Source organism: Klebsiella sp. K-3, assembly GCF_051207495.1.
In the GTDB taxonomy this organism is placed as follows: domain Bacteria; phylum Pseudomonadota; class Gammaproteobacteria; order Enterobacterales; family Enterobacteriaceae; genus Klebsiella; species Klebsiella aerogenes.
The window spans coordinates 204,126-227,602 of sequence record NZ_JBPNXF010000002.1; the positions used below are offsets into that span (position 1 = coordinate 204,126).

The 23,477-nt window shown below is 55.0% G+C and carries 25 protein-coding genes; 16 read left to right on the top strand and 9 right to left on the bottom strand.

The features are described 5' to 3' along the window. Positions 1 to 437: 437 nt before the first annotated feature. Positions 438 to 1,322, top strand: a complete 885-nt coding sequence (locus ACSEMK_RS03830; protein WP_015366683.1) for an SDR family oxidoreductase — start codon at positions 438 to 440, stop codon at positions 1,320 to 1,322. Here the strand turns inward: ACSEMK_RS03830 and ACSEMK_RS03835 are convergent. Next, the gene (locus ACSEMK_RS03835; RefSeq protein WP_213316040.1) at positions 1,319 to 2,233 is read right to left on the bottom strand and encodes a TIGR03571 family LLM class oxidoreductase; all 915 of its coding nucleotides are present in this window, start codon (positions 2,231 to 2,233) and stop codon (positions 1,319 to 1,321) included. The genes ACSEMK_RS03830 and ACSEMK_RS03835 overlap by 4 nt on opposite strands. Before the next feature lie 174 nt (positions 2,234 to 2,407). On the opposite strand from ACSEMK_RS03835, the gene ACSEMK_RS03840 reads away from it, so the two are divergent. Next, complete coding sequence (locus ACSEMK_RS03840; protein ID WP_430915175.1) at positions 2,408 to 3,391, top strand: zinc-binding dehydrogenase; 984 nt, start codon at positions 2,408 to 2,410, stop codon at positions 3,389 to 3,391. 275 nt (positions 3,392 to 3,666) lie between these two features. Then, positions 3,667 to 3,915 carry a hypothetical protein gene (locus tag ACSEMK_RS03845; protein WP_015366686.1) on the top strand — a complete coding sequence of 83 codons (249 nt, stop codon included), beginning with the start codon at positions 3,667 to 3,669 and terminating at the stop codon, positions 3,913 to 3,915. Between the two features lie 193 nt (positions 3,916 to 4,108). Here the strand turns inward: ACSEMK_RS03845 and ACSEMK_RS03850 are convergent, their stop codons facing one another. Beyond that, positions 4,109 to 5,308, bottom strand: coding sequence for an MFS transporter (locus tag ACSEMK_RS03850; RefSeq protein ID WP_430915176.1), 1,200 nt, complete (start codon positions 5,306 to 5,308; stop codon positions 4,109 to 4,111). 104 nt (positions 5,309 to 5,412) lie between these two features. Between ACSEMK_RS03850 and ACSEMK_RS03855 the strand changes: the two genes are divergently transcribed. Further along, the gene (locus ACSEMK_RS03855; RefSeq protein ID WP_047048213.1) at positions 5,413 to 6,372 is read left to right on the top strand and encodes an AraC family transcriptional regulator; all 960 of its coding nucleotides are present in this window, start codon (positions 5,413 to 5,415) and stop codon (positions 6,370 to 6,372) included. 6 nt (positions 6,373 to 6,378) lie between these two features. Here the strand turns inward: ACSEMK_RS03855 and ACSEMK_RS03860 are convergent, their stop codons facing one another. Next, the gene (locus tag ACSEMK_RS03860; protein ID WP_047048980.1) at positions 6,379 to 6,654 is read right to left on the bottom strand and encodes a VF530 family DNA-binding protein; all 276 of its coding nucleotides are present in this window, start codon (positions 6,652 to 6,654) and stop codon (positions 6,379 to 6,381) included. A 296-nt stretch (positions 6,655 to 6,950) separates the two neighbouring features. Here ACSEMK_RS03860 and ACSEMK_RS03865 point away from each other — a divergent pair, with 296 nt between their 5' ends. From ACSEMK_RS03865 to ACSEMK_RS03880, 4 genes are read left to right on the top strand one after another with little or no spacing between them, the layout of a single operon-like run. Continuing rightward, positions 6,951 to 7,979, top strand: coding sequence for an isopenicillin N synthase family dioxygenase (locus ACSEMK_RS03865; RefSeq protein ID WP_430915177.1), 1,029 nt, complete (start codon positions 6,951 to 6,953; stop codon positions 7,977 to 7,979). Between the two features lie 18 nt (positions 7,980 to 7,997). Then, the gene (locus ACSEMK_RS03870) at positions 7,998 to 8,804 is read left to right on the top strand and encodes a MetQ/NlpA family ABC transporter substrate-binding protein (protein ID WP_430915178.1); all 807 of its coding nucleotides are present in this window, start codon (positions 7,998 to 8,000) and stop codon (positions 8,802 to 8,804) included. Then, positions 8,801 to 9,592, top strand: a complete 792-nt coding sequence (locus ACSEMK_RS03875) for a methionine ABC transporter ATP-binding protein (protein WP_015705346.1) — start codon at positions 8,801 to 8,803, stop codon at positions 9,590 to 9,592. Before ACSEMK_RS03870 ends, ACSEMK_RS03875 begins: the two co-directional genes overlap by 4 nt. Then, the gene (locus tag ACSEMK_RS03880) at positions 9,589 to 10,248 is read left to right on the top strand and encodes a methionine ABC transporter permease (RefSeq protein WP_161798788.1); all 660 of its coding nucleotides are present in this window, start codon (positions 9,589 to 9,591) and stop codon (positions 10,246 to 10,248) included. The genes ACSEMK_RS03875 and ACSEMK_RS03880 overlap by 4 nt, the downstream gene beginning before the upstream one ends. An 18-nt stretch (positions 10,249 to 10,266) precedes the next feature. Here ACSEMK_RS03880 and ACSEMK_RS03885 read toward each other — a convergent pair whose 3' ends face one another. After that, on the bottom strand, positions 10,267 to 11,325 hold the full coding sequence (locus tag ACSEMK_RS03885; protein ID WP_430915179.1) for an NAD(P)H-dependent flavin oxidoreductase: 1,059 nt from the start codon (positions 11,323 to 11,325) through the stop codon (positions 10,267 to 10,269). A 91-nt stretch (positions 11,326 to 11,416) separates the two neighbouring features. On the opposite strand from ACSEMK_RS03885, the gene ACSEMK_RS03890 reads away from it, so the two are divergent. Then, entirely contained in the window at positions 11,417 to 12,301 is an 885-nt protein-coding gene (locus ACSEMK_RS03890) for a LysR family transcriptional regulator (RefSeq protein ID WP_430915180.1), read from the top strand. Here the strand turns inward: ACSEMK_RS03890 and ACSEMK_RS03895 are convergent. Both ACSEMK_RS03895 and ACSEMK_RS03900 read right to left on the bottom strand, forming a co-directional pair. Further along, complete coding sequence (locus ACSEMK_RS03895; protein WP_430915181.1) at positions 12,236 to 13,408, bottom strand: YbfB/YjiJ family MFS transporter; 1,173 nt, start codon at positions 13,406 to 13,408, stop codon at positions 12,236 to 12,238. The genes ACSEMK_RS03890 and ACSEMK_RS03895 overlap by 66 nt on opposite strands. Positions 13,409 to 13,582: 174 nt before the next feature. Next, on the bottom strand, positions 13,583 to 14,911 hold the full coding sequence (locus ACSEMK_RS03900) for a PLP-dependent aminotransferase family protein (RefSeq protein WP_430915224.1): 1,329 nt from the start codon (positions 14,909 to 14,911) through the stop codon (positions 13,583 to 13,585). Between the two features lie 98 nt (positions 14,912 to 15,009). On the opposite strand from ACSEMK_RS03900, the gene ACSEMK_RS03905 reads away from it, so the two are divergent. After that, on the top strand, positions 15,010 to 15,888 hold the full coding sequence (locus ACSEMK_RS03905; RefSeq protein ID WP_271032489.1) for a DMT family transporter: 879 nt from the start codon (positions 15,010 to 15,012) through the stop codon (positions 15,886 to 15,888). Positions 15,889 to 15,939: 51 nt separating this feature from the next. Here ACSEMK_RS03905 and ACSEMK_RS03910 read toward each other — a convergent pair whose 3' ends face one another. Then, positions 15,940 to 16,113, bottom strand: coding sequence for a hypothetical protein (locus ACSEMK_RS03910; RefSeq protein ID WP_183269005.1), 174 nt, complete (start codon positions 16,111 to 16,113; stop codon positions 15,940 to 15,942). Positions 16,114 to 16,363: 250 nt separating this feature from the next. On the opposite strand from ACSEMK_RS03910, the gene ACSEMK_RS03915 reads away from it, so the two are divergent. Together ACSEMK_RS03915 and ACSEMK_RS03920 are read left to right on the top strand one after the other, a co-directional pair. Next, a complete protein-coding gene (locus ACSEMK_RS03915) occupies positions 16,364 to 17,548 on the top strand; it encodes an MFS transporter (protein ID WP_430915182.1) in 1,185 nt (394 codons plus the stop codon). Between the two features lie 215 nt (positions 17,549 to 17,763). After that, positions 17,764 to 18,054, top strand: coding sequence for a hypothetical protein (locus ACSEMK_RS03920; protein WP_015366702.1), 291 nt, complete (start codon positions 17,764 to 17,766; stop codon positions 18,052 to 18,054). A gap of 6 nt (positions 18,055 to 18,060) precedes the next feature. On the opposite strand, the gene ACSEMK_RS03925 is transcribed toward ACSEMK_RS03920, so the two are convergent. Next, positions 18,061 to 18,861, bottom strand: a complete 801-nt coding sequence (locus ACSEMK_RS03925) for an MBL fold metallo-hydrolase (RefSeq protein WP_213794081.1) — start codon at positions 18,859 to 18,861, stop codon at positions 18,061 to 18,063. 177 nt (positions 18,862 to 19,038) lie between these two features. Between ACSEMK_RS03925 and tam the strand changes: the two genes are divergently transcribed. After that, positions 19,039 to 19,803, top strand: coding sequence for a trans-aconitate 2-methyltransferase (tam, locus tag ACSEMK_RS03930; protein ID WP_430915183.1), 765 nt, complete (start codon positions 19,039 to 19,041; stop codon positions 19,801 to 19,803). On the opposite strand, the gene ACSEMK_RS03935 is transcribed toward tam, so the two are convergent. Continuing rightward, a complete protein-coding gene (locus ACSEMK_RS03935) occupies positions 19,793 to 20,566 on the bottom strand; it encodes a DeoR/GlpR family DNA-binding transcription regulator (protein WP_015705335.1) in 774 nt (257 codons plus the stop codon). The two genes, tam and ACSEMK_RS03935, sit on opposite strands and share 11 nt — an antisense overlap. A 221-nt stretch (positions 20,567 to 20,787) precedes the next feature. Here ACSEMK_RS03935 and otnK point away from each other — a divergent pair, with 221 nt between their 5' ends. Genes otnK through otnI form a run of 3 tightly spaced genes read left to right on the top strand, consistent with a single transcriptional unit; the run spans position 20,788 to position 23,461 of the window. Continuing rightward, on the top strand, positions 20,788 to 22,056 hold the full coding sequence (gene otnK / locus ACSEMK_RS03940) for a 3-oxo-tetronate kinase (RefSeq protein WP_430915184.1): 1,269 nt from the start codon (positions 20,788 to 20,790) through the stop codon (positions 22,054 to 22,056). After that, positions 22,053 to 22,682 carry a 3-oxo-tetronate 4-phosphate decarboxylase gene (gene otnC, locus ACSEMK_RS03945; RefSeq protein ID WP_430915185.1) on the top strand — a complete coding sequence of 210 codons (630 nt, stop codon included), beginning with the start codon at positions 22,053 to 22,055 and terminating at the stop codon, positions 22,680 to 22,682. Before otnK ends, otnC begins: the two co-directional genes overlap by 4 nt. Next, the gene (gene otnI / locus ACSEMK_RS03950; RefSeq protein ID WP_430915186.1) at positions 22,682 to 23,461 is read left to right on the top strand and encodes a 2-oxo-tetronate isomerase; all 780 of its coding nucleotides are present in this window, start codon (positions 22,682 to 22,684) and stop codon (positions 23,459 to 23,461) included. Before otnC ends, otnI begins: the two co-directional genes overlap by 1 nt. The last annotated feature ends 16 nt before the right edge of the window (positions 23,462 to 23,477 follow it).

Sequence of the window (23,477 nt, forward strand, 5' to 3'; positions counted from 1 at the left end):
TTAGTAAAAGATGATTTAACGATCTAAATCATCGCCGTCGAGAGTTAAGTCTGGAGCAATAAGTGAAATATGCAACTCAAATAAAATATATTAACAGTCGTTACATAATTAATACAAAAATAAATAACGGAACGACAAAAATAACCAATATCTCGCTAAGATCATATTAATCAGATGAAATAAACGCGACGGCAAAGCCAGAATTTTTAGTGCCTGACGAATGAGCAAAAAGAACTGTAAATAAGATTAAATATTCTATTTTTAAATATTTCATTGAATAATCCGAAAAATAATAAAATGAATAATCACATATAAATCGCCTTATATCAGTATGTTGGCTAAAGAAAATCTGGAATATACCCATTGGGCAAAGATTTACATTTATCGCAACAACCGCATACCTTCTATCATTACTCTTTTCTGTGAAGGAGATTGCTATGGATAATGACAAACTGCGTACCAACCATTGGCCACAACCCCCTTTCCCCGATCAACCGCAAACGCCTCCCGGCCTGGCCGCCGAAATGGAACCTACACCGGATCATGGTGAAGTCAGCTACAGCGGGTCAGGACGGCTACAGGGTAAGAAAGCGCTGATTACCGGCGGAGACTCCGGTATTGGTCGCGCCGTGGCTATCGCCTTTGCCCGCGAAGGCGCGGATGTTGCCATTAACTATCTTCCGGAAGAACAGAGCGATGCGGACGCCGTCATCGCGCTTATCAAAGCGGAAGGCCGTACAGCGGTGGCGATACCGGGCGATATTCGCGTGGAATCCTTCTGTGAAACGCTGGTGGAAAAAGCGGTAAGCGGTCTTGGCGGTTTGGATATCGTTGTGAATAATGCAGGACGTCAGCAATACTGTGAAAAAATTGAGCAACTCACCACTGCCGATTTCGATGCTACCTTCAAAACCAACGTCTATGCGCCGTTCTGGATAACCAAAGCCGCGCTGCCGCACCTCAAAGCCCAAAGCGTGATTATCAACACCTCTTCGGTACAGGCTTTTAAACCGAGCCCTATTTTGCTGGATTATGCCCAGACCAAAGCCTGCCTGGTGGCATTCACCAAATCGCTGGCCAAGCAGTTAGGGCCGCGTGGGATCCGGGTCAATGCGGTCGCTCCCGGCCCGTACTGGACGGTGCTGCAGTCAAGCGGCGGACAGCCGGCGGAAAAAGTGCAAAACTTTGGCGGCGATACGCCGCTGGGGCGGCCAGGGCAACCCGTCGAGATCGCCCCGTTGTATGTGACTCTCGCCTCTGATGCCTGCTCGTATGCCTCCGGCCAGGTCTGGTGTTCAGACGGCGGTGACGGCGTACTTTAATAATGGAATGCCGGCAGCACCAGTTCGCCAATCTCCTGCATCGTCTCGGCCAGCGGACGCTGGTTGCGACGAAAATGCAGTCCGATATGGTTCACGCCGGCATCGCGCATCGCATTTAATTCCTGAATGAGACCATGGCGGCCGCTGCTGATGCCGAAACGATGGCGCTGAATCGGCGCATTGGGGTCATCTTGCAGATCCAGATGGATAAAGCTGATATAGGGTTTCTCGCCCGCTACCCGGCGCCACAGCTTGACGCGGCTAACGTGCTCGTCAGGCTGGCCTGGATAGGCAAGCCAGCCATCCATATTACTGCCTACCCATTGCGCCGTTTGTTGCGCCAAACCAGCAACCAGCAGCGGCGGGGTCGGTTTGGCTGGCAGCAACTCCAGGCCAGGCTCCAGCTGACGGTCGGTCTCGCCCTTCAGCACGCTCACGCCGTGACGGAAACGCTCGCCGCGGCTGGCGTAGTCTTCACCAAATAGCGGGTATTCGACTGGCCTGTCGCCGCTGGCAATGCCCAATAGCAGCCGGTCGCCGCTGAGCGCCTGCACCGTGGCGGCGGCTTTACGTACCAGCCATGGCTGACGTAGCGGCAGCACAACTGCCGCCGTACCCAGCAAGATATTTTGCGTCAGGCTCGATAAATAGCCGAGGTAGGTAAAAGCTTCAAAAACGTTAGCCGCATCGCCAAACTGCGGATCGTAAAGCGGAACATCGCGGATCCAGGCGGCGCGAAAACCGAGCGTATCCGCCAGTTTAATGCGCTCCGCGTGCTCGCTCATATCCGGCACGCCAAACGGTCGCCCGTCGCGCTGCCGTTTTAGCTGTCCGCTGGTCGACCAGTCATTGTCCAGCGGCAGTTCAACGCCAATCGTTAGCGGCTGCTGGGTTAATTTTTCGATGCTCATGAGTCACTCCGTCAACCGCCGGGCGGTATCACGTTGAAAATATGAGCAAAGTGTTTCATGGAATGCTATTGCGATAAACAGCACTAATCGCAATAGATAATTGCTATTTATGGAATTATCTTTAGTTCTGATTTTGTTTTAATGGACCGCTCACCAACACCAGAGGAAGAAACAATGATAAAAACCGACGCCTGGCTGTGGAAAAAGCACGCCTCCCCGCTTCTGCTCGAACGGCATGAGAAAACGTTAGTCACGCCCGCTGACGATCAGGTGCTGATCGAGAACCGCGCCATTGGTCTTAATCCGGTCGACTGGAAGCTGATGGCTGGTCTCTCCGACGCCTGGCAGGAGGATCAGATCCCCGGCGTCGACGGCATGGGGGTGATTACCGCCGTTGGCCACAACGCCCGCCACCTTCGCCCCGGCACGCGTGTGATGTATCACACCGACCTGCGTTTTGACGGTAGCTTTGCTCGCCATACATTAGTCAGCGCCCAGGCGGTGATTGCGGTTCCCGACCACATCAGCGACCTCACCGCTGCGGCGCTGCCGTGCCCTGGTCTGACGGCGTGGCAGGCAGCGCAGAAAATCCCCCATCCGGCTGGCGAGAATGTACTGGTCAGCGGCGCGGGCGGCGCTGCCGGCAGTCTGCTAAGTCAATTACTGATTGAGAGCGGCGCTAACGTCTACGTTACTGCCAGCGCCACGCATCACGCGAAACTGCTGGCTCGCGGGGTGATTCAGGCCTTTGATTATCACCATACCTCCTGGCCTCAGGAGCTAAAACGCGCGCTGGCGGGTAAATCGCTGTATGCCGCTTTCGATACCGTAAATCAGCAAAATGCTCTTTCGCTTGCTGGGTTGCTCGGCTACTACGGCCATCTGGTCTGTATACAGGACCGGCTCGAGCACGCGCCGCTACCGGCATTTACTACCAGTATCTCATTACATGAAGTCGCACTGGCGGCAATCCATCCTTACGGCACCCAGAGACAGTGGAGTCGATTACGTCAGGCCGGGGAAAGCATGCTGCAGCAAATTGGCCGCGGCGAACTGGTGATGCCGCCGATAGAAAGCGTCAGTTTCGATGATATCCCACAAGCGCTGGAAAGGCTAAAACAGAACAATAACGGTATTAAGTACGTAGCGGTGCTGTAATATTCATCAGCACGATGAATAACCTCAATCCCAAAAACCGGGTAATCAATGCCACATCCAACGGACCTCTTTCCGCTGGATGAGGCATCCATCGCTTCGCTTCCGTAGGTCGGTGTGGTGCTGAATGGTTACAAGAGCCTGGGATTCAGCAGAGTATTACCGAAAATATAACAGCTAGATTGCTACCTAATAGTTACCACTGTCGATTAAAAATTCAGATTGAAAGAATCAAAAAAAGGAGTAACGTTAAAAAAACATTAACAAAGAGGTGCAAAATGTTACGCGATTATTTAAAACTGGATTCTGAAGACCAATTAGTTGAACAACAAAGCGGTCATCAACCTAGCCAGCAGTATACCGAAGTGACTGAGTGGGTGATCCTCAATAAAGAGGGTAAGAAAAAAGGCCGCGTCTCCCTGTTTGATAAATTTAATACTCGTCGCTCGTGGAACGTTAATTTTCGCATTACCCAGTTTGATAACAGCGGTAAAGTTATCGTTGACCAACTGACAGACGCTATTTAACAGAATAATTAATAACATAGCGCCCAATCTGTGATGGAAGCCACCTGACAAAACGCTGAGGCCAGCAACCGCATTCATGCGGGGAAGCATAAATAGTTTTCAACTCATCAATTACCCGCTCGTTTTATAAAAATAAAATGAGTACTCGCTGCGCCTGAAGAAAAATAAACGCGCCAGTCGGCGCGTTTAATCATTAATTGTTTCTGACCGGCGGCGTCACCCTGACGCCAATAAAGACAATCAGCATGGCGCTTAATAATAACAGCCCGCTGCCGGTAAATACGCCGCTAGCGCCGCTGATATCAAATATTGCGCCACCGCCGGCAGCCCCGGCGCTAATGGCCAGCTGGATCGCAGCGACTAATAATCCCCCTGCGCTTTCCGCTTCATCCGGTACCGTGGTGGCAAGCCAGGTTGACCAGGCCACCGGCACCAGACCGAATGCAAATCCCCACAGAGCGACCAACAGACCATCCAGTAGCGCAATATGACCATACAGCACCATCATCAGCGCCAGCACGCTCATCGCCAGTGGAACCAGCGCCAGCGTCATCCGCAAACTGCGCGCCAGCAGATGCCCGGCAATCGAGGTGCCAATAAAGTTGGCCACGCCGAACCCCAGCAATATCAACGATACCCCTTCTACGCTTGCCAGCGCCACGGTTTCGAGAAATGGCCGCAGATAGGTAAAGAAAGCGAAGTGGCCGCCAAAAATCAAAATCGAAGCCAGCAGGCCGCCAACCATCCCTGGCCGGCGCAGCACTTTAAACAACGTACTGAAACTGCCTGCGCTCTCCGGACGCATCGACGGCAGTACCCATAGCTGCCACAGTAGCGCGACCAGGCTCGGTACGGCGCAGATGATAAAGACGTTACGCCAGCCAATGAGCGCGCCCAGGTAGCTACCCAGCGGCGCCGCCACTACGGTGGCAATCGACACCGCCGAGAAGATAATCGCCAGCGCTTTCGGCACCATCGCCGCCGGTACCAGCCGCATCGCCGTTGCCGTCGACATCGCCCAGAAGCCGCCGATAGCGATGCCAAGCAGCAGGCGTCCCAGCAGCAGTAACTCCAGTGAACCGGCAAAGGCCACGATCAGACTGGAGATGATTTGCAATACGGAAAAGAACATCAGCACCCAGCGACGGTCGATATTGCGGGTTGCAGAGGTAATCAACAACCCCGTCACCAGAGCGATTAACGCCGTGGCGGTCACCGCCTGTCCGGCCATCCCCTCACTCACGCCCAGGCTGCTGGCCATCGGCGTCAGTAAACTGGCCGGTAGAAATTCAGCGACGATCAGGCCAAAGACCCCCAGCGCCAGCGCATACACGGCGCGCCACGCCGGGCGGGCGTTAACTGCGCTCTCTTCAGCGACAATGCAAGAACTCATATACATCTCTCCAGAATCATTAACATTCGCCAAGCTTAGTGGCTTCCGTTAAGACGATATATGATACATACTCTGCAATTATTGATTATTCGTCCGGAAAAAAGATGAGCCTGCAAACGTTAGATCTGACCAGCGAGCTGTTACAGGGCATGCGACTGTCGGGAGTGAAATACCGACGGATTGAAACCTCGCGTCCTTTTGGCGTGGAGTTTAATTCGGTTCCTGGCAAAGCGCAGTTTCATTTCGTCAGCCGCGGCCCGCTGCTGCTACAAATGAGCAACGGCAAACAGTTCTCGCTTGAGAGCGGTGATGCCGTGTTTATTCCCAATAGCGACGCGCACGCTCTGCTCTCAGATAGCAAAGCCGCGCGGGTGAACGTGATGGAGCTCGACAGCAAACCGGTCTGCGGGACGGTTTCCTGCGTTAAAAACGCGGGCTGCGTTAATACCGAAGAAAATGCGGTTATCTTCAGCGCCTGTATGGATTTTGAATTAGGCGGAATGCAGCCGCTGGTTCGGGCCATGCCGGAGGTGATGCTGGTCAGTAGCCTGTTAAACGCCCGCCCGGAAATCCAGCCGCTGCTGGCGGCAATGGAGCGTGAATCCCTGACGCGTCAGGTGGGCTATGCCGGTATTCTGGCACGTCTCGCCGACGTCGTCGCGGCGCTGATCGTCCGCGCCTGGGTGGAATGCGGCTGCGGTAACGCCACCGGCTGGGTACAGGTACTGCGTGACCCGAAGCTATCGCGCGCGATATACGCTATGCATCAGCAGCCCGGCGTCAACTGGAAGGTAGAGGACTTAGCCCGCGAATCCGGACTGTCGCGTTCGGTGTTCGCCGAACGTTTTCTCACCGCCACCGGTACCACGCCGGCCCGCTACCTGACGGAATTACGCATGCGCCTGGCGGTACAATACATCAGCCATGAAGGCGAAGCCCTGGAAAAAGTCGCCTTCCGCCTCGGCTACAACTCGCTCGCCGCCTTTAGCCGCGCCTTTAAACGCATTACCGGCAAAGCGCCGGGAGCGCTGCGCAATGGGGTCAATGAACAAGCGGTAACCTGATAAGCGTTACTTCTTCTGCCAGTTGGCCCACGGGCCAGCGTCGGCAGAGGCGGTAGATTTGTCGATAAGCCCTTCCAGCGAATCGAGATAAAAGTTTTCGACTTCTTTACGCGCCCACGGCGTGCGGCGCAGAAATTTCAGGCTCGACTTTATGCTCGGATCGCTTTTGAAACAGTTGATTTTGATGTGTCTGGCCAGTTCATCCCAGCCATATCTGGCCACAAGGTCAGTGAGTAACGCTTCGAGCGTCACGCCGTGAAGCGGATCTTTTGACGTGTGCATTGTCTTTCCTGCATGAAAAATTTCGCTCACCATACGGACCGCGGCGGCATCATGCAACATCCCGCCACTTTTTTACATCACACCCACGCAGTTTCCCTACTCCTTATCTGTTTTTCGCAAAAGCACTGAACCCGCAGCGGACATAAATTAGAAAAGAACGTTATTGGTCGAAAAAATTGCGCTAAGGCAAGCTGAGCGCATCTACCCGACAGAGGAAATCATCATGCGCCGTTGTTGTTGCCGAACCCAGAATCACTTTAAAGCCAATGACCCGTACCCCGTTTTCGGAGAACACAATGAACGCCACAACTTTGCCGATTCTCGATCTGGCCCGCTATACCAATCCTGCTGAAAAGGCCGGTTTTCTTGCCGATCTCCGCCAGGCCGCTCGCGATATTGGTTTCTTTTATCTTATTAATCACGGCGTGGACGCCGGATTGCAAACTGAAGTTCAACGCCAGGCACGACGCTTTTTTTCCCTTGATGATAGCGAAAAGCAGCAGGTGGCGATGATTCACTCCCCGCACTTTCGCGGCTATAACCGCGCGGCTTCCGAGCTCACTCGCGGCCAGCCGGACTGGCGCGAACAGTTTGATATCGGCGCTGAACGCCCGGCTTTAACCCTCGCCGAAAACGCGCCACGTTGGCAGCGCCTGCAGGGACCGAATTTATGGCCCGCCGCGCTACCGTCGCTAAAACCCACTCTACTGGGCTGGCAGCAGGCGATGACCGGCGTCGGAATGACCTTGCTGCGCGCGTTTGCCGAAGCGCTACAGTTGCCTGCCGACGCCTTTGACGCGCTGTATGGCGATAAGCCGAATGAACATATCAAATTGATTCGCTACCCCGGCCAGCGTGAAACGAAAAGCGCCCAAGGCGTTGGGGCGCATAAAGATTCTGGATTCTTAAGCTTCCTGTTACAGGACGAGCAAAAAGGACTGCAGGTGGAAGTCGCGCCGGACCATTGGATCGATGCCACGCCGCTGGCGGGCAGCTTTGTGGTGAATATCGGCGAGCTACTTGAGCTGGCGACTAACGGTTACCTGCGCGCCACCGTTCATCGCGTGGTCTCGCCGCCGGCAGAACAGGAACGCCTCTCTATCGCCTTCTTTCTTGGCGCACAGCTCGATGCCGTAGTGCCGGTGTACCGCCTGCCCGCCCATCTGGCGCAGGAAGCGCTCGGCCCGGATAGCGATCCGCAAAATCCGCTGCTGCGGGATGTTGGCTGGAATTACCTCAAAGGGCGGCTGCGTTCCCACCCGGACGTCGCCGAACGTTATTACCAGGATGTTTTTCGCGAACGTACTGAGCAACTGATCGTTTAATTTAATAAGGATAACAACATGAAATATGCCGCATTCAAACTGGCAGGGGTCGCTTTATCTCTTTCTCTGGCATGGACATCCGCGCAGGCTGCCGCGCTGCGCGTTGCCGCTGACCCGGTGCCGCACGCTGAGATCCTCAATTACATCAAAAAAATCGATCCCAGCCTCGATATCAAAGTGGTCGAACTCACCAGCGGCGTTAACGCCAACGAGCTGCTGGCGAATGGCGATGTTGATGCCAACTACTTCCAGCACGTTCCCTATTTGAAGGATCAGGAAAAAGCGCTGGGTAAAACCTTTGCCGTCGCTGCCACAGTGCATATTGAACCGCTGGGTATTTATTCCCGTAAGCATAAAGACTTTAATTCCGTCCCGGAAAACGGGACCGTCGCGGTGCCGAACAACACCACCAATCTCAGTCGCGCCTTGTTCCTGCTGCAAAGCGAGGGATTAATCAAACTCGGCGCTAAATTCACCAACCCGGCGACCACCCTGGCTACCCCGAAAGATATCGTGGAAAACCCCAAACATCTGAAGATCCTCGAAATTGAATCGCCGCAGATCCCGCGTTCCTTAGACGATGTCGATTTAGCGGTTATTAATGGCAACTACGCGCTGGAAGCAGGACTGGTACCGGCGAAAGATGCGTTAGGACTGGAGAGCGCGAATAACAACCCTTACGCCAATATCCTGGTGACGACGCCGCAATTGGCTAATGACCCACGCATTAAAGCGCTGGCCAAAGATCTCACCTCGCCGCAGGTTGCCGAGTTTATTCGCAAAAACTATAACGGCTCGGTTATCCCGGTAGCGCCACAATCATGATTGAGGTCGTCGGGCTGAGTAAAACCTATGCCGGAACAGGCCGACCGGCGCTGAACGACGTGTCGCTGCAGATCCCGAAAGGCGCGATTTATGGCATTCTCGGGCGCAGCGGCGCAGGCAAAAGCACGCTGATCCGCTGTCTCAATTTACTCGAACGGCCCTCTGCGGGCCGGATTGTGGTGAACGGGCAGGATATCACTCAGTTAGACAAAGCCGGTTTACGTCAGCACCGTCTGCGCACCGGAATGATCTTCCAGCACTTCAACCTGCTGCATGCCCGCAACGTGGCTGACAACGTCGCGGTACCGCTGGAAATCGCCGGTGTCGAGAAACGTGCGCGCCGCGAACGCGTGCTCGAGTTGCTGGAGTTAGTGGGACTGGCGGATAAAGCAACCGCCTTTCCATCCCAGCTTTCCGGCGGTCAAAAGCAGCGCGTCGGCATCGCCCGCGCGCTGGCGGCCGGCCCGGATGTGCTGCTATGCGATGAAGCAACCAGCGCCCTCGATCCGGAAACCACCGCCTCGGTGCTGGCGTTACTGGCCGATATCAATCAGCGGCTCAATCTGACTATCGTGCTAATTACCCATGAGCTGGAAGTCGTCAAAACGCTGTGCGATCACGCGGCGCTGCTGGAGCATGGCGAAGTCATCGAGAGCGGGAAAATCGCCGATCTGCTGGTGGCGCCTTGGTCCAGATTACGTCAGTCGTTACTGCATAATCCGCAGGCGGAGCAAGATTTCCTTGCCCGTCACGGCTTTCACGGGAGGCCTTTATGCGTAGTCGCATGAGTTGGGAAGATTTATGGCCCTTATTGTGGGAAGGCAGCCTGGAAACCCTCTATATGGTAGGGCTGGCGGCGCTGTTTACCATTTTAATCGGCCTGCCGGTCGGCGTGTTACTGTTTGTCTCCCGTCGCAACGGCCTGGCGCCGATGCCGAAACTGAATGCGTTGCTGGGGGCGATTATCAATTTTGGCCGATCGCTGCCGTTTATTGTACTGCTCATTGCGCTGATCCCCTTCACGCGTTTGATTATCGGCACCACCTTAGGCAGCACCGCCGCCGTCGTACCGATTACTATCGGCGCTTTTCCGTTTTTCGCGCGACTGACCGAAAACGCGCTGGACGAAGTGGATTACGGGCGCATTGAAGCCATTCTGTCGATGGGCGGTAATCTGTGGCACGTTATCTTTAAATCGCTGCTGCCGGAGGCGTTACCGACCCTGCTTGCCGGGATCACCCTGACTATCGTGATGCTGATTGGCTTTTCATCGATGGCGGGCGTCATTGGCGGCGGCGGTCTTGGAGACCTGGCGATTCGCTACGGTTATCAGCGTTTTAACGATCAGGTCATGGTCGGTACGGTACTGATTCTGGTGGTGATGGTTCAGGGCGTACAAATGATCGGCGACAGGCTGGTACGACAGCTTGCCCATCGCCGCTAAGCTCTTATTCGCAGGCGGCTACTGCAGGCCGCCTTCCTCCACCAGAGCCCTGACCAGCTCTGCCGCCGGCATTTCGCGGATCATCGCCACCCCTTGTCCCGCCCAGTGCGCGCCGAAACCATGATCGCCCTGCGCTTTTGCCGCCGTCGCCAGCGCTTTTCCGGCATCATAAGCGAGCGGATAGGCTGGAATGTCACGTTCACTGAATGAAGCCACCACTTCGCTCCAGCTATTTTTAACGCAGCGTGCCGGCCGACCCGAGATGGCCGCCGTTAAAAAGGTGACAACGTCACTGTTTTGCGTGAGCGCCTGTCGATAGCCACTATCTATAGCCGCTTCCGGACACAATAAAAATGCGGTTCCCAGCTGAACGCCCGACGCGCCGAGCTGCATCAGGCTGGATATGGCCGCCCCATGCATAATGCCGCCGGCGGCGACAATGGGTAAATCGACAGCCTGCTTTAGAGCCTGAAGCAGAGTGAAGGTGCTCATTTGACGATCGTCGCCGTGTGGGTCAAAAATCCCCCGATGGCCACCGGCCTCATACCCTTGCGCAATAACGACATCAATACCCGCTTGCGCAATTAATCGCGCTTCCGCGACGCAGGTAGCGGACGCCATCGTTACCGTTCCCTGTTGCTGGAAGCGGCGAACAACCTCTGACGATGGCACGCCAAAATGAAAACTCACCACCGCCGGCTTCTGTTCAAGCAGCATATCGAGCATGGATTGATGTTGATGGAAGGTCTGATAAATCTCATTAAGCTGTTTCGGCGGCGTGCCGTGATAGCGGGCAAACGCCGGAGCCAACCGCGCCAGCCACTGCGCTTCCTGAACGGCATCACGGCGCGACGGCGTATGACAGAAAAGGTTGACGTTAAAGGGACGGTCGGTGAGCCGTCGGGTTTGTTCAATAAGCGCTTGCGCCTGGGTAACCGTCGACGCGCCGAGCCCAAGCGAACCCAGTCCCCCGGCGTTGCTTACCGCCGCAGCCAGGGCTGGTGTCGACACCCCAGCCATCGGCGCCTGAATAATCGGGTAACGAATATTAAGTAATCGCGGTAAATGCTGATTCATTGGCGATCCTGTGCAATTTGCGATGTGAGGCATTAACCATCTCTTTTTAAGATGTTAAGATCAACCATATTGTCATATTGAGAAGAAAAATATGAACCACACCACATTACTGATCTTTAAGCTGGTGGCCGAAACCCAAAGCGTCACTCAGGCGGCGAAACAACTTGGTCGCGCGCAGTCCAACATCACCACTCGGATTCAGCAACTTGAAGAGGAGCTGGAGGCCGAGCTTTTCGTGCGCGGAAACAAGAAGATGCTGCTTTCTCCCGCCGGGCAAAACTTCCTCAGCTACGCGCGGCGAATTTTAAGCCTTGCCGAAGAAGCTAAACTGGCGCTGCACCCGGCACGGCCCGCGGGAACGTTAAAGCTCGGCGCGATGGAAGCCTGTGCCGCCAGCCGCCTGCCGGCCATATTACCTTTGTTTCAGCAACGCTGCCCGGACGCCGACCTGACATTGCGTACCATGCCCACCCGTCAGCTGACTGAACTGGTCGAAAACTCCACGTTGGACTGCGCGCTGGTTTCACTGCCGGCCGGTCCGGACGGCAGCCTTCAATGCCCACAGACGCTTGAATATCTACCGCTTTTTATCGAACAACTGGTCCTTATCGCCCCTGTCGAGGGGCGCAACTACCGTTTTGCCGCCTTCCCGGCAGGATGTTCCTACCGCCAGCGCGGCATCGAGTATCTGCAGCAGACGGGAGCGCACGTGGACATCGTCGATGTCAGCTCCTATCACGCGATGATGGCTAACGTCGCCACCGGTCGCTACGCCTGTTTGCTCCCGGAAAGCGTCCTGGCCCTGCTCACGCTGCCCGCAGGCTGCCAGACGCAATACGTCACCCAGGCCGCCACCCAGCTTATCTGGCGCCGCGGATATGTGTCGCCGATTCTCGACGCCCTGCGCCAGTTATTGCTGGCGCCGGCCGCAGGCAACCAGTCCGGCGGCTCCCAGCAACACGCCGCTGGCAGTTAATAGTGAAGGGTTAAACGATCCCGTCAGGCTGTATAACGCATCGGCGACCAGCGGCCCGATTATCTGCCCGACGCCGTAAGTCGCCGTGAGCGCGGCGATCATATTAAATTTTACCGCCTGATTTAGCCGCTTGCCCTCTGACAAGGCAATGGTTACCGTCCCAAGGAAGGTCGCCCCAACCAGCAGCGCGCTCAACAGACAAAAGGTGAATGAGTGGCTCCACGCCGGTAAGGCCACGCCGAAGGCCTGAATAACGAGATTGCTACAAAATGCCCGCTGATAGCCAATTTTCAGTACGAGTTGGTGCCAGATAAAACAGGAAGGTACCGCCGCGAGACCAAATACCGCCCACAGGTGCACCGGGTCGATACCCGATAACGCGCCGTGCAAAAACAGCGGCAAATAGGTCGCGGTGATGATATAGCCGAAGCCCGCGAGGCCATAAATCAGCAGCAATTTTACCGCATCGCTCGTGCGCCCATCGTTGCGCGGCATCGCTGTTGCGGGTCCGCTGTGTAACGCCAGCAGCGAATCCGCCGGGCTTAATAATCCGCGCAAGGCGCATAAAAACAGCACCGTCGCCGTGATAGCGCACAGTAGCCAGATTTGCTGACTGCTAAACGCCAGCGCTTTACCGGCGGCAATAAACTCTGCCGACAGAAAAATCCCCATCCCGACCCCGGCAAACAGCACCGGCGCGCCGTTATGATGTTTCATATGTTGCAATAGCCATAAGGAGGCGGAGATAAGCGTTACCGCGCTGAGTACCCCGGCCAACCCGCGCAGGATAATGATAGCCAGCGGCGAACGCAGCCAGGCCAGTAGCGCCAGACAAATTAGCGTCAGAATGACCGAGACAATATTCATTCTGCTCGCCTGCTCCGGCTTTGCCTTCGCCAGCAACAATGCCCCCAGCAGGTATCCGGCATAATTAGCGGAGGCGGCCAGATTACCCTGACGCAGCGTCAGGATCTGATCGCTTAACATCACCGGCAGGATCCCGGTGAAAGCGAAGCGGCCATAACCCATACCAATCATTAATACCGTCGCCCCTGCCATCGCTAATAAGAAAGCGTTTATCTCCGGCCTGATTTGTCTCATCCCCATACCCCTTGCATAATTTAATCTCAAAAAGAGAATGTTATTTAGTTTTAATTCTCTTTTTATTATGTATTAGCACGATGCGACGAGCAAGCCGCCGCACCTGAGCAAAGAGTAAAAGCACCAACCAGAGGATACTTCGGTTAGCGACGAAGGATGGTTGTCAGAAGCGCACGGTCGTTAAACGCCGTACTCGATAACGGGCCGCATTATCTTCAGCGCGGCGCTCAGTTTATCGAGACTCGGAGACGCCAGCGCCAGACGCAAAGCGTGCGGCACATCATGACCGACGCTGTACGGTTCGGCAGTGGAAATAGCGATATTCATGGTTAGCAGCTGTTTCACGACGCGATCGGCGCGGATCTCCTCGCCCAACGGCAGCCAAAGGAACCAGGCATTTTCATTGCCAATCATTGGTAAGCCAGCCAACGCCTGACGGGCGATGACCTGCCGCCTCCGCGCATCTGCGCGCATTATAGTTTCGAGCCGGGCCAGCGTACCATCCTGGATCCAGCCGCAGACCAGCGCCGTCGTTAAGGCCGGCGTATTCCAGCTGGTGGCGCGGATCGTCCGCTCTATCGCCGGCATTAACGCTTCGCGGCATACCACCATGCCAACCCGTAAACCGGTGGCGATGTTTTTTGAAAAGCCGCACACATAGACCGTACGCTCAGGCGCCAGAGACATCAGCGGCGGCGGCGCGTTCTCGATCAACCACGCATAGGCGGCATCCTCAATAATGAATAAATCGAACTGGCGGGCAATATCAACCAGTTGGCTACGCTGCGCCAGATTCATTACCCAGCCGAGAGGGTTATGCAGCGTCGGCATGGTGTAAATCGCTTTTACCCGCCGTTTTTCACACAGGTTGCGAAGCATATCGAGATCCGGCCCTTGTGTTGTGTGCGGAATAGCAACCAGTTCGAGTTGATAGAGCCTGGCGAGGGCGCGAAATCCCGGATAGGTCAAGGCATCTGCCGCAACCACATCGCCGGGACGCAGCAGACCGCCCAGCGTGACCGCCAGCCCATGCTGAGCGCCGTTAACGATAGCGACCTGCCCGGCGCTGGCCGCCATACCCTGTCTGTTAAGATGCTGGGCCACTATTTCCCGTTCGCTCATGCGTCCGGCGTGCGGTTGATAGCGTAACAACGCCTCCAGATCGCCCGCGCCAGAAAGCTTTTTTAATGCCTCGCGCAGGAGAACGGTTTGTTCCGGCAACGCCGGAGAGTTGAAATTAAGATCGATCATGTCCGGGGCAATGGCGTGCTGATCGACACCCAGTCCCGGCGGCAAGCTCAGTTCACGCACAAAAGTGCCGCGTCCCGTTTCGCCGCTGACCAGCCCCATTAACGCCAGTTCACGGTAGACCCGCGTCGCGGTAGCCAGAGAAATTCCGTGTTCAACGACCAATTGCCGATGGGTCGGCAGTTGGCTGCCAGCCGCCAGCGCACCGCTGCGGATTTCTGCCGCATAGCGATCAACCAGAGATTTATAGCGGTTTTTCATCGTCATTGTATCCATGACAATTATTTGATTGTCATGGATTGTGCGACCTACTATCGACCCGGTCAACCACCTTAACGATTACTACAAAGAGGTCACACGTGCACAACCGTCGCGCTTCCACTTCCCTATCCGGCTGGATAAACGGCTTTATCGGCGTCGCTATTTTTAGCGGCTCGCTACCCGCCACCCGCATCGCCGTGCAGGAGTTCGATCCTTTTTTCCTGACTTTCTGCCGTGGGGCGATTGCCGGGGTGCTTGCGCTGGGCCTGATCTGGGTTCTACGCCTGCCGCGCCCGCAGGCGGGACAATGGCGTTCACTGGCGCTGGTTGCCGGCGGCGTGGTCATCGGTTTTCCGCTGCTGACGGCGCTGGCGCTGCAGCGGGTGACATCCGCACACTCAATTGTTTTTATTGGTTTATTGCCGCTGGCGACGGCGGTTTTCGCGGTGATCCGCGGCGGTGAGAGACCGCGCCCTGCCTTTTGGGGATTCTCGTTACTGGGCAGCGTACTGGTGGCCAGTTTCGCGCTGGCCGGTAGTGCCGGGATGTCCGTTTCAGGCGACCTGCTAATGCTGGCGGCGGTAGTGGTCTGCGGATTGGGTTATGCCGAGGGGGCGCGCCTCACCCGAGCGCTTGGCGGGCTGGCGGTCATTTGTTGGGCGCTGCTCCTGTCCCTACCCCTGATGTTGATAGCCTGCGGCTTAACGTTTCCCGTCAGTCTCAGGGGTATCAGTACGTCTGCATGGACGGCGCTGGCCTATGTCTCGTTGTTCAGTATGCTGATCGGTTTTATCTTCTGGTACCGGGGACTGGCAATCGGCGGTATTGCGGCGGTCGGTCAACTCCAGCTATTGCAGCCCTTTTTTGGTCTGTCGCTGGCGGCACTGCTCCTTCATGAAGCAGTGAGCCCGTTGATGGTCGTCGTCACGCTTGGCATCATTTTCTGCGTTATCGGTTCGAAGCGCTTTGCCCGTTAAAATAGTCGGCGGCCTGATGTGAGGCGTGTTCCTCCATCAGGCTGTCTCATATCAATTAAATTGTGGCGCGACCGAATGACCGCAGGCGCTGTTAGCGTCAATGGTGTCGTTCATGCAGGTCTGCGAATCAAAGCCCTGACCGGGGGCCATCCCTGAAGAGGATGATGAACCACCGGAACAGGCGGATGCTGCAAAAACAATGAGCAATATAAGTAATTTTTTCATCGAGATGACCTCCAGGAAGCGAATAGATTGCCATGCTCCGTGCTGAGACTGGCCACTCATCCATTTCCCTTTCAAACTCAGGCATCACTCTAAGAAATAATATGGGCGTCATTTATCACCTGTATAGCTATATTATCGGTCAGTTTGCCAATAAATGAACCGAGCGTTGGCATAAAATGCTCGTCCGCTCGCCGGAGTCGCCGCGCTTGCGCTATGCTTATCCTCCCTTTCGTTTTAAACACTTAGCGTTATGACTACTTCTGTCAGCACCACTCAGCTTAACCTGCGAATTATTTCCATCGTTGTCTTCACCTGTATCTGCTATCTCTCCATCGGCCTGCCGCTGGCGGTGCTTCCCGGCTACATCCACTATCAGCTCGGGTACAGTACGCTAATCGCCGGAGTCGTTATCAGCCTGCAGTACATTTCAACGCTAGTAAGTCGCCCGCATGCTGGCCGCTATACCGATATCTGGGGGCCAAAAAAGGTCGTTAGCCTCGGCATCATCTGCTGCATGCTAAGCGGACTTTTCACCCTCGCGGCGGTGATGTTGCAAGCTATACCGCTTCTCGCCGTCAGCGCCCTGTTGATTGGCCGGGTTTTCCTCGGCGTGGGAGAGAGCTTTACCGCCACCGGGGCAACGTTATGGGGCATTAAAACCGTTGGCGCGATTCACACCTCGCGGGTGATTTCATGGAATGGCGTCGCGACCTACGTGGCAATGGCCGTCGGCGCGCCGCTGGGGGTGATGCTCAATAGTTATTTTGGCATCAGCGGTTTTGCCGTAGTGGTAGTGCTGGTTGCGCTAATTGGATTACTCTTCGCCCGTACCCGCCAGGATGTCAGCGTGACCGCCGGAGTGAGAGCGCCATTCCATGTGGTAGTGCGCAGAATCTGGCCCTACGGGCTGGGACTGGCGCTGGGGACTGTCGGCTTTGGCGTCATCGCCACCTTTATTACCCTCTATTTTTCGGCTCACCACTGGCAGGGCGCGGCCTTCACCCTCTCTCTTTTCAGTATCGGTTTTATTTGTATACGCCTGATCCTTGGCAACACCATTACCCGCTACGGCGGCGTGCCGGTGTCGCTTGTCTGCTTCGTAGTGGAGTGTCTTGGATTATTGATTATCTGGCAGGCGCCGTCGGCGTGGGTCGCCGGTATTGGCGCATTCCTCACCGGTTCTGGTTTCTCGCTGGTCTTTCCGGCGCTGGGCGTCGAGGCGGTGAAACAGGTAGAAGAACAAAACCAGGGCACGGCGCTGGGTACCTATTCAGCCTTTCTCGATTTGGCGCTGGGTTTGACCGGCCCGGTGGCCGGCTGGGTGGCGGGTTATTATGCGCTCGATACGCTGTACCTACTGGCGGCGGTGGTAGTCGCCATGGCGTTTATCCTGCTGCTTCGGGTTCGTCAGCAACAGACCAGGTCGAACGTATGATGTATGCCGATTAATCATGATACTGGTAACAATTTAATCAATAATTGACGACGCTTTAATATCCGTGCCACCATTCCGCGAGCATCCAGTCCTGGATGCCGGGCGGTACGGGTGCAGTGATAGAGGTCGTCAACAAAACGCCCCCCCCGTGACCTGGCTCCATTCGACTCGTCGCCTGCAGCGGCGAGCGGCTTACCCTGGCGGGAAATACCGACATGCATCAAAGTTTCAACCAGCGAGTCCATTTTTACTACTGCATTCTGGTCGCGCTGAAAATCCACGTAAAAACGAAAAAATCGGGTGGAGCGAGAGGAAAAAATAACTTTCTTCTCAAATGGTTGCGTAAAGCGCAGGACAACAACATCTTTCACCCGGATATCACCAGCGAAATCGAATGGCTACGCGGTAAAATTATCCAGGCCGGTCATGATACAGACCTTGAACCGATGCTGGAATTCGTCTATGCCACTGCCCGGCGCGCCGAAATGCTCAAAGATGCCGACTGATCCTTATTAAGCTAGCTGCAAAATATCCCCTGTAGCCGGCGCCTGTGCGCCGGCGAGCCACAGTTTTCCCCAAGCGCCGGTACAGTGGCAGGCCAAAATTTTCTCCACCTGCAGCTGCTGTAAATAACTTCGGACCTGCCAGACCCTGGCGACGGATGCGGCGCGCAGGTGTAGCCCACCGATCAACGCGTGGACCCGCTCAATGCCGGTGATATTCTGACAATGCCGCACGATATTCTCTACGCCGCGATGTCCGCAGCCGCAGATGATGACCAGCCCGTGGTCGGAGAGATAAATCAGGACGCCTTCATCGACGATATAATCAGGCGTTAGCGGCGAGCTGGCTAAAACGCCAAAGGATTGCGGACGGTTTACCACGATCTCGCCCGACCACAACAGCCGTTCGCTGAGAGCAAACGGCTGCCGGTAGCATTCCATGCGAAAGCGGGAATAGTCGAGCTCAAGCGAAAGTTTTTTGATTTTGCGGACATGCCTGCCAACACTGATAGCGGCATAGCGCGGTTCGGCAAGCCGTGGATGACAGATAATTCGACTCTCTTCCGGCAGCCAGGGGACGCCGCCGCAATGATCGTAATGGCCGTGTGATAATACCGTCGCCGTCAGGTCATCCAGTGAGATCCCCATCCGCTGCGCATTCTTGAGAAAACTACCGTCCGGCCCGGTATCAAATAGCACTTTGCTGGTTTCATCTTCAAGGAGAAGGCTAAGTCCGGCTTTGGCTGTCAACGCCGGATCGGCGTGCGCCGCAAGGCGATTTTCCAGTAATACCCTGATGGTTAAGGCCATTATTTCATTCATCCCTGTTATATATGCGCAGCCAGTGTAACGAAGAAACCCTGCTATCGGTGTGATGAACGCCGCACCCTTCGCCTCGAAAAAGTGACGCCGTCACTAAAAAACAGCTTCACAACCGCAGCGTGTCCTCTATGCTGATAGACTCGGATAGTTCACTTGAGGTTATCTATGGCAGACTGGAATCCCTCGCTGTATCTGAAATTTGCTGATGAGCGCACCCGACCGGCGTCTGAGTTAACGGCGCGTATTGCGCAACAGCCGGTTAAGGTGGCCGTGGATCTGGGCTGCGGTCCAGGCAATAGCACGGCCTTACTGCGTGCAGCATGGCCTGAAGCGCGAATTATTGGCGTTGATAATTCCGCCGCCATGCTGGCACAGGCGGCGCAAGCGCTTCCCGATTGTGAGTTTATCACCGCAAATATAGAAGGCTGGCAGCCATCTGAGCCCGCAGACGTGATCTATGCCAACGCCTCTTTGCAATGGCTCGCTGAACATCAAACGCTGTTCCCGCGACTGGTCAGACAGTTAGCCAATAATGGGGTGCTGGCCGTGCAGATGCCGGATAACTGGCAAGAGCCCTCTCATACCCTGATGCGCCAGGTAGCGGAAGAGCTGGGATTTCCAGATAGCGGCCGACAGCCGCTCCCCAGCGTCCAGCAGTATTACGACATGCTGAGCAACAGCGGCTGCGAGGTGGATATCTGGCGCACCACCTATTATCACCCTCTGGAGTCACACCAGGCTATCGTTGATTGGCTGCAGGCGACCGGTCTGCGTCCGTATTTGCAACATCTTGATGAAGCAGAAAAGAACGTGTTTTTAGAGCGTTATCTGACGCTGTTGCAACAACACTATCCGTTACAGTGTAACGGAAAAGTGCTGTTATTGTTCCCGCGACTGTTTATTGTCGCGCGACGCCTGGCTAACGCGTAGTCGCCAGTTCGACGTCAACGTTAAGCGCATTCAGCTGATTTACCACACTGCCGCTCAGCCGGTCATCGCTGATGATGACATCAAGCTCGCTGAGCGGCAGGATCAGGTAATTCGCCATTTTTCCATATTTTGATGAGTCGCTTAGCAGGATACATTTTTCACTTACCTTCGCCACGGTCTGTTTCACGATGGCTTTATTTTCGTTGGGCGTCGACAGTCCGCGCAAATTCCATGATGACGCCGAAATAAACGCGACATCGATAAACAGGTTTTCCAGCATTTTCGCCGTCAGGTGGCCAACGGTCGACTGATTCTCACGGCATAAGCGTCCGCCGGTATGGATCAATTCACATTGCCCGCGTTCAATCATCAAATTGGCAATGGCAAAATCATTGGTGATGATCAGCAAGTCCTGACGCTCAACCAGGTTTTCGGCCAGCGCGAGCGTCGTGGTCCCGGCATCCAGATAGACGGTACTGTTGGCGGGAATGTGCTTAAGCGCCGCCAGACCAATAGCCTCCTTTTCCTGGGGGAACATCAGCGTTTTATCGCGATGCGAAGGTTCGTTCAGCAGGCGGGTTCGTTGCGGCAGGGCCACGCCCCCTGATACGCTGGCCAGCACGTTAAGCTGCTCCAGGCGCTGAATATCGCGCCGGATAGTCATATGCGACACGCCCAGCGCCTCGACCAGTTCGACGACACTGACCACCCCCTTATCTTTAATGATTTCCAGTATCTTCTCTTGTCTTTCCAACGGCAGCATCGGTTTCTCCTGATGGTGTCTCGTTATCTCATATTTTCACATTTTATCACATCACATTAGGCTGTACATCGGATTGACAGCGTCACACGGTGTGAAAAATAGATAATAAATGTTATTTATTGTGATACAGATCGCTGTATTCATCACATCAATCATTGATATTAACATTTAACAACAGATAGTACCGTAAATTAACACTCGCTGTATGAAGAGGACAGGATATGAGAGCAGGCATAATTGCCGATGATTTTACCGGCGCGACGGATATCGCCAGTTTTCTGGCCAACAACGGAATAGCGACCAGCCTGTTTAGCGGTGTCCCCGGGGAAGATTACCAGGGTGATGCTCGCGCATTAGTCGTGAGTCTGAAATCACGTTCTGTATCAGCCGAAGAATCTGTGACACTGTCACTGAATGCGTTACACTGGTTGCAACAACAGGGGTGCGATCGCTTTTATTTTAAGTACTGCTCCACCTTCGATAGCACGATCAAGGGCAATATCGGGCCGGTAACCGATGCCTTAATGGATGCGCTAGGCGTCGCAACCACGGTTATCTCCCCGGCGTTGCCCATTAACGGTCGTACGGTGTATCAGGGGCATTTATTCGTTGAAGACCGCCTGTTACAGGAATCCGGTATGCGCAACCATCCGGTCAACCCCATGGATGACAGCGATCTACGCCGTTTGATGGAACGCCAGTCTCGCGGCACATGCGCTCTTATCAATGTGCAGATTCTGGAGTCCGGCGAGGCAGCCGTGCGCGACGAGATCCAAACTTTATCCGCCTCGGGTTATCGTTATATCGCGCTGGACGCAATAAACGATAAACACCTGCAAATTCAGGGACAAGCGCTGCACGATATGAAGCTGGTTACCGGGGGTTCCGGTTTAGCTGCCGGTCTCGCGCGTAGCTGGGCCAACGCCACGGCGACGTCCCTTCCCTTTCACGTCACCACGTCAGCAGCCACCACGGTAGTATTATCCGGCTCCTGTTCTATCAGAACGCAGGCGCAGGTAGAAAAATACCGCCAACTGGCGCCAGCGCTGTCCGTGGATGTTGCAGGTTTGCTTGATAAACGTTGGACGCTTGATGAGTATTGCGGCCAGATCGTTGAATGGCTGTACCAGCAGTCTGACGCGGTCATGGCGCCAATGGTTTACGCCACCACTTCGGTCGCCGAGCTGCACAACATCCAGCAGCGCTATGGCGCCGAGCCAACTCGGTTGATGGTTGAGGCGCTGTTTTCTCTGTTGGCAAAACAACTCGCGCAGCAAGGCGTGAGCCGGTTCATCGTCGCTGGTGGAGAAACCTCCGGCGCGGTAACGCAAGCGCTGGATATTCGCCATTTCGCTATTGGCGCCGCGGTCTCACCCGGCGTTCCGTGGATCAAGGCAGATTCCCGACCGCTTTTCCTGCTGCTCAAATCCGGCAATTTTGGCGATGACAATTTCTTTGCTCGCGCGCAGTCCGCGGAGGTTTGCGCATGAACGAGTCATCCCTACGCCAACAGATGGTGGCTATCGCACGCTCTTTCTTTAATCGCGGCTATGCAACCGGCTCGGCTGGCAATCTTTCCGTCCAGCTTGCTGACGGCACGATTCTGGCCACCCCGACAGGCTCCTGTCTTGGCGAGCTTAACGCCGAAGAATTGTCGCACGTGAACCTGAACGGTGAACTGCTCTCAGGGTTAAAACCCTCAAAAGAGGTGAGTTTTCATCTCGCGCTGTACCGCAACAATCTGCAGTGCCGCGCCGTTGTCCATCTGCATTGCCATTACCTGACGGCCTTATCCTGCCTACAGGATCTGGATCCGGCGAATACCCTTCCGGCCTGTACGCCGTATGTGGTCATGCGGGTCGGTGAAATACCGCTGGTCCCCTATTTCCGCCCTGGCGATCCGCAGATTGGCCAATGGCTCGGTGAACGCGCCACGCAGCATAAGGCTTTTTTGCTGGCTAATCATGGTCCGGTGGTGGTGGGTAAATCGCTACGCGATGCCGCCGACAATCTGGAAGAGATGGAAGCGTCCGCCCGCCTGTTCTTCACGTTAAAAAACAGCCCGGTGAACTATCTCGATCATCAACAACTGACTGTGCTTCGAGGAATGCAATAATGTTGAAACTAGCTGCCAATTTATCGATGTTATTCGGCGAAAATCCGCCTCTGGAGCGCTTCTCCCTGGCTGCCAGGGCCGGTTTTAATGCCGTTGAGATGTGGTTCCCTTATGAATATCCCGTAGAGACCGTCGCCCGCGAATTAGAGAAACATCACCTCAAGCTTATCGGCATTAATACTCCGGCAGGCGATACCGCACGCGGCGAATGGGGATTATCGGCTTTACCTGGCCGTGAAAAGGAAGCCCGCAAAGCCATTGATTTAGCCATTCATTATGCTGCGGCTCTGCAGTGCCCGGCGATACATGTTATGGCGGGGGTCACCGAAGGATTCGACCGGCAGCACTGCGCGGACACGTTTATTGACAACGTACGCTACGCGGCGGACCGAGCCAAAGCGCATAACATCACTATTTTGCTTGAAGGTTTATCGCCCGCCACCCGTCCGGGTTATTTATTTTCCAGCCAATATCAGGCGATGGAATATATTCGCCAGGCGGACCGCGACAATATTCGACTGCAGCTTGATATTTTCCACGCCCAGCAGGTCGATGGCAATCTAACTTATTTATTGAAAAACTATAAAGAGTATATCGGCCATATCCAGATTGCGTCGGTACCGGCGCGCCAGGAGCCGATTGACGGCGAAGTAGATTATCAATGGATTTTCGCCGTACTCGAGCAGGAAAAATATGATGGTTACGTCGCCGCGGAATATAGTCCTCGCGCCGGAACGCAAGCCGGACTGCACTGGGCGCAGGCCTGGTTAAATAACTAAAACCTACATAATATCA

Excerpts from the sequence above, each read along its gene's own strand:
- ACSEMK_RS03830 (WP_015366683.1), top strand. The coding sequence starts at position 438 with ATGGATAATGACAAACTGCGTACCAACCATTGGCCACAACCCCCTTTC.
- ACSEMK_RS03835 (WP_213316040.1), bottom strand. The coding sequence starts at position 2,233 with ATGAGCATCGAAAAATTAACCCAGCAGCCGCTAACGATTGGCGTTGAA.
- ACSEMK_RS03840 (WP_430915175.1), top strand. The coding sequence starts at position 2,408 with ATGATAAAAACCGACGCCTGGCTGTGGAAAAAGCACGCCTCCCCGCTT.
- ACSEMK_RS03845 (WP_015366686.1), top strand. The coding sequence starts at position 3,667 with ATGTTACGCGATTATTTAAAACTGGATTCTGAAGACCAATTAGTTGAA.
- ACSEMK_RS03850 (WP_430915176.1), bottom strand. The coding sequence starts at position 5,308 with ATGAGTTCTTGCATTGTCGCTGAAGAGAGCGCAGTTAACGCCCGCCCG.
- ACSEMK_RS03855 (WP_047048213.1), top strand. The coding sequence starts at position 5,413 with ATGAGCCTGCAAACGTTAGATCTGACCAGCGAGCTGTTACAGGGCATG.
- ACSEMK_RS03860 (WP_047048980.1), bottom strand. The coding sequence starts at position 6,654 with ATGCACACGTCAAAAGATCCGCTTCACGGCGTGACGCTCGAAGCGTTA.
- ACSEMK_RS03865 (WP_430915177.1), top strand. The coding sequence starts at position 6,951 with ATGAACGCCACAACTTTGCCGATTCTCGATCTGGCCCGCTATACCAAT.
- ACSEMK_RS03870 (WP_430915178.1), top strand. The coding sequence starts at position 7,998 with ATGAAATATGCCGCATTCAAACTGGCAGGGGTCGCTTTATCTCTTTCT.
- ACSEMK_RS03875 (WP_015705346.1), top strand. The coding sequence starts at position 8,801 with ATGATTGAGGTCGTCGGGCTGAGTAAAACCTATGCCGGAACAGGCCGA.
- ACSEMK_RS03880 (WP_161798788.1), top strand. The coding sequence starts at position 9,589 with ATGAGTTGGGAAGATTTATGGCCCTTATTGTGGGAAGGCAGCCTGGAA.
- ACSEMK_RS03885 (WP_430915179.1), bottom strand. The coding sequence starts at position 11,325 with ATGAATCAGCATTTACCGCGATTACTTAATATTCGTTACCCGATTATT.
- ACSEMK_RS03890 (WP_430915180.1), top strand. The coding sequence starts at position 11,417 with ATGAACCACACCACATTACTGATCTTTAAGCTGGTGGCCGAAACCCAA.
- ACSEMK_RS03895 (WP_430915181.1), bottom strand. The coding sequence starts at position 13,408 with ATGGGGATGAGACAAATCAGGCCGGAGATAAACGCTTTCTTATTAGCG.
- ACSEMK_RS03900 (WP_430915224.1), bottom strand. The coding sequence starts at position 14,911 with ATGAAAAACCGCTATAAATCTCTGGTTGATCGCTATGCGGCAGAAATC.
- ACSEMK_RS03910 (WP_183269005.1), bottom strand. The coding sequence starts at position 16,113 with ATGAAAAAATTACTTATATTGCTCATTGTTTTTGCAGCATCCGCCTGT.
- ACSEMK_RS03915 (WP_430915182.1), top strand. The coding sequence starts at position 16,364 with ATGACTACTTCTGTCAGCACCACTCAGCTTAACCTGCGAATTATTTCC.
- ACSEMK_RS03920 (WP_015366702.1), top strand. The coding sequence starts at position 17,764 with ATGCATCAAAGTTTCAACCAGCGAGTCCATTTTTACTACTGCATTCTG.
- ACSEMK_RS03925 (WP_213794081.1), bottom strand. The coding sequence starts at position 18,861 with ATGGCCTTAACCATCAGGGTATTACTGGAAAATCGCCTTGCGGCGCAC.
- tam (WP_430915183.1), top strand. The coding sequence starts at position 19,039 with ATGGCAGACTGGAATCCCTCGCTGTATCTGAAATTTGCTGATGAGCGC.
- ACSEMK_RS03935 (WP_015705335.1), bottom strand. The coding sequence starts at position 20,566 with ATGCTGCCGTTGGAAAGACAAGAGAAGATACTGGAAATCATTAAAGAT.
- otnK (WP_430915184.1), top strand. The coding sequence starts at position 20,788 with ATGAGAGCAGGCATAATTGCCGATGATTTTACCGGCGCGACGGATATC.
- otnC (WP_430915185.1), top strand. The coding sequence starts at position 22,053 with ATGAACGAGTCATCCCTACGCCAACAGATGGTGGCTATCGCACGCTCT.
- otnI (WP_430915186.1), top strand. The coding sequence starts at position 22,682 with ATGTTGAAACTAGCTGCCAATTTATCGATGTTATTCGGCGAAAATCCG.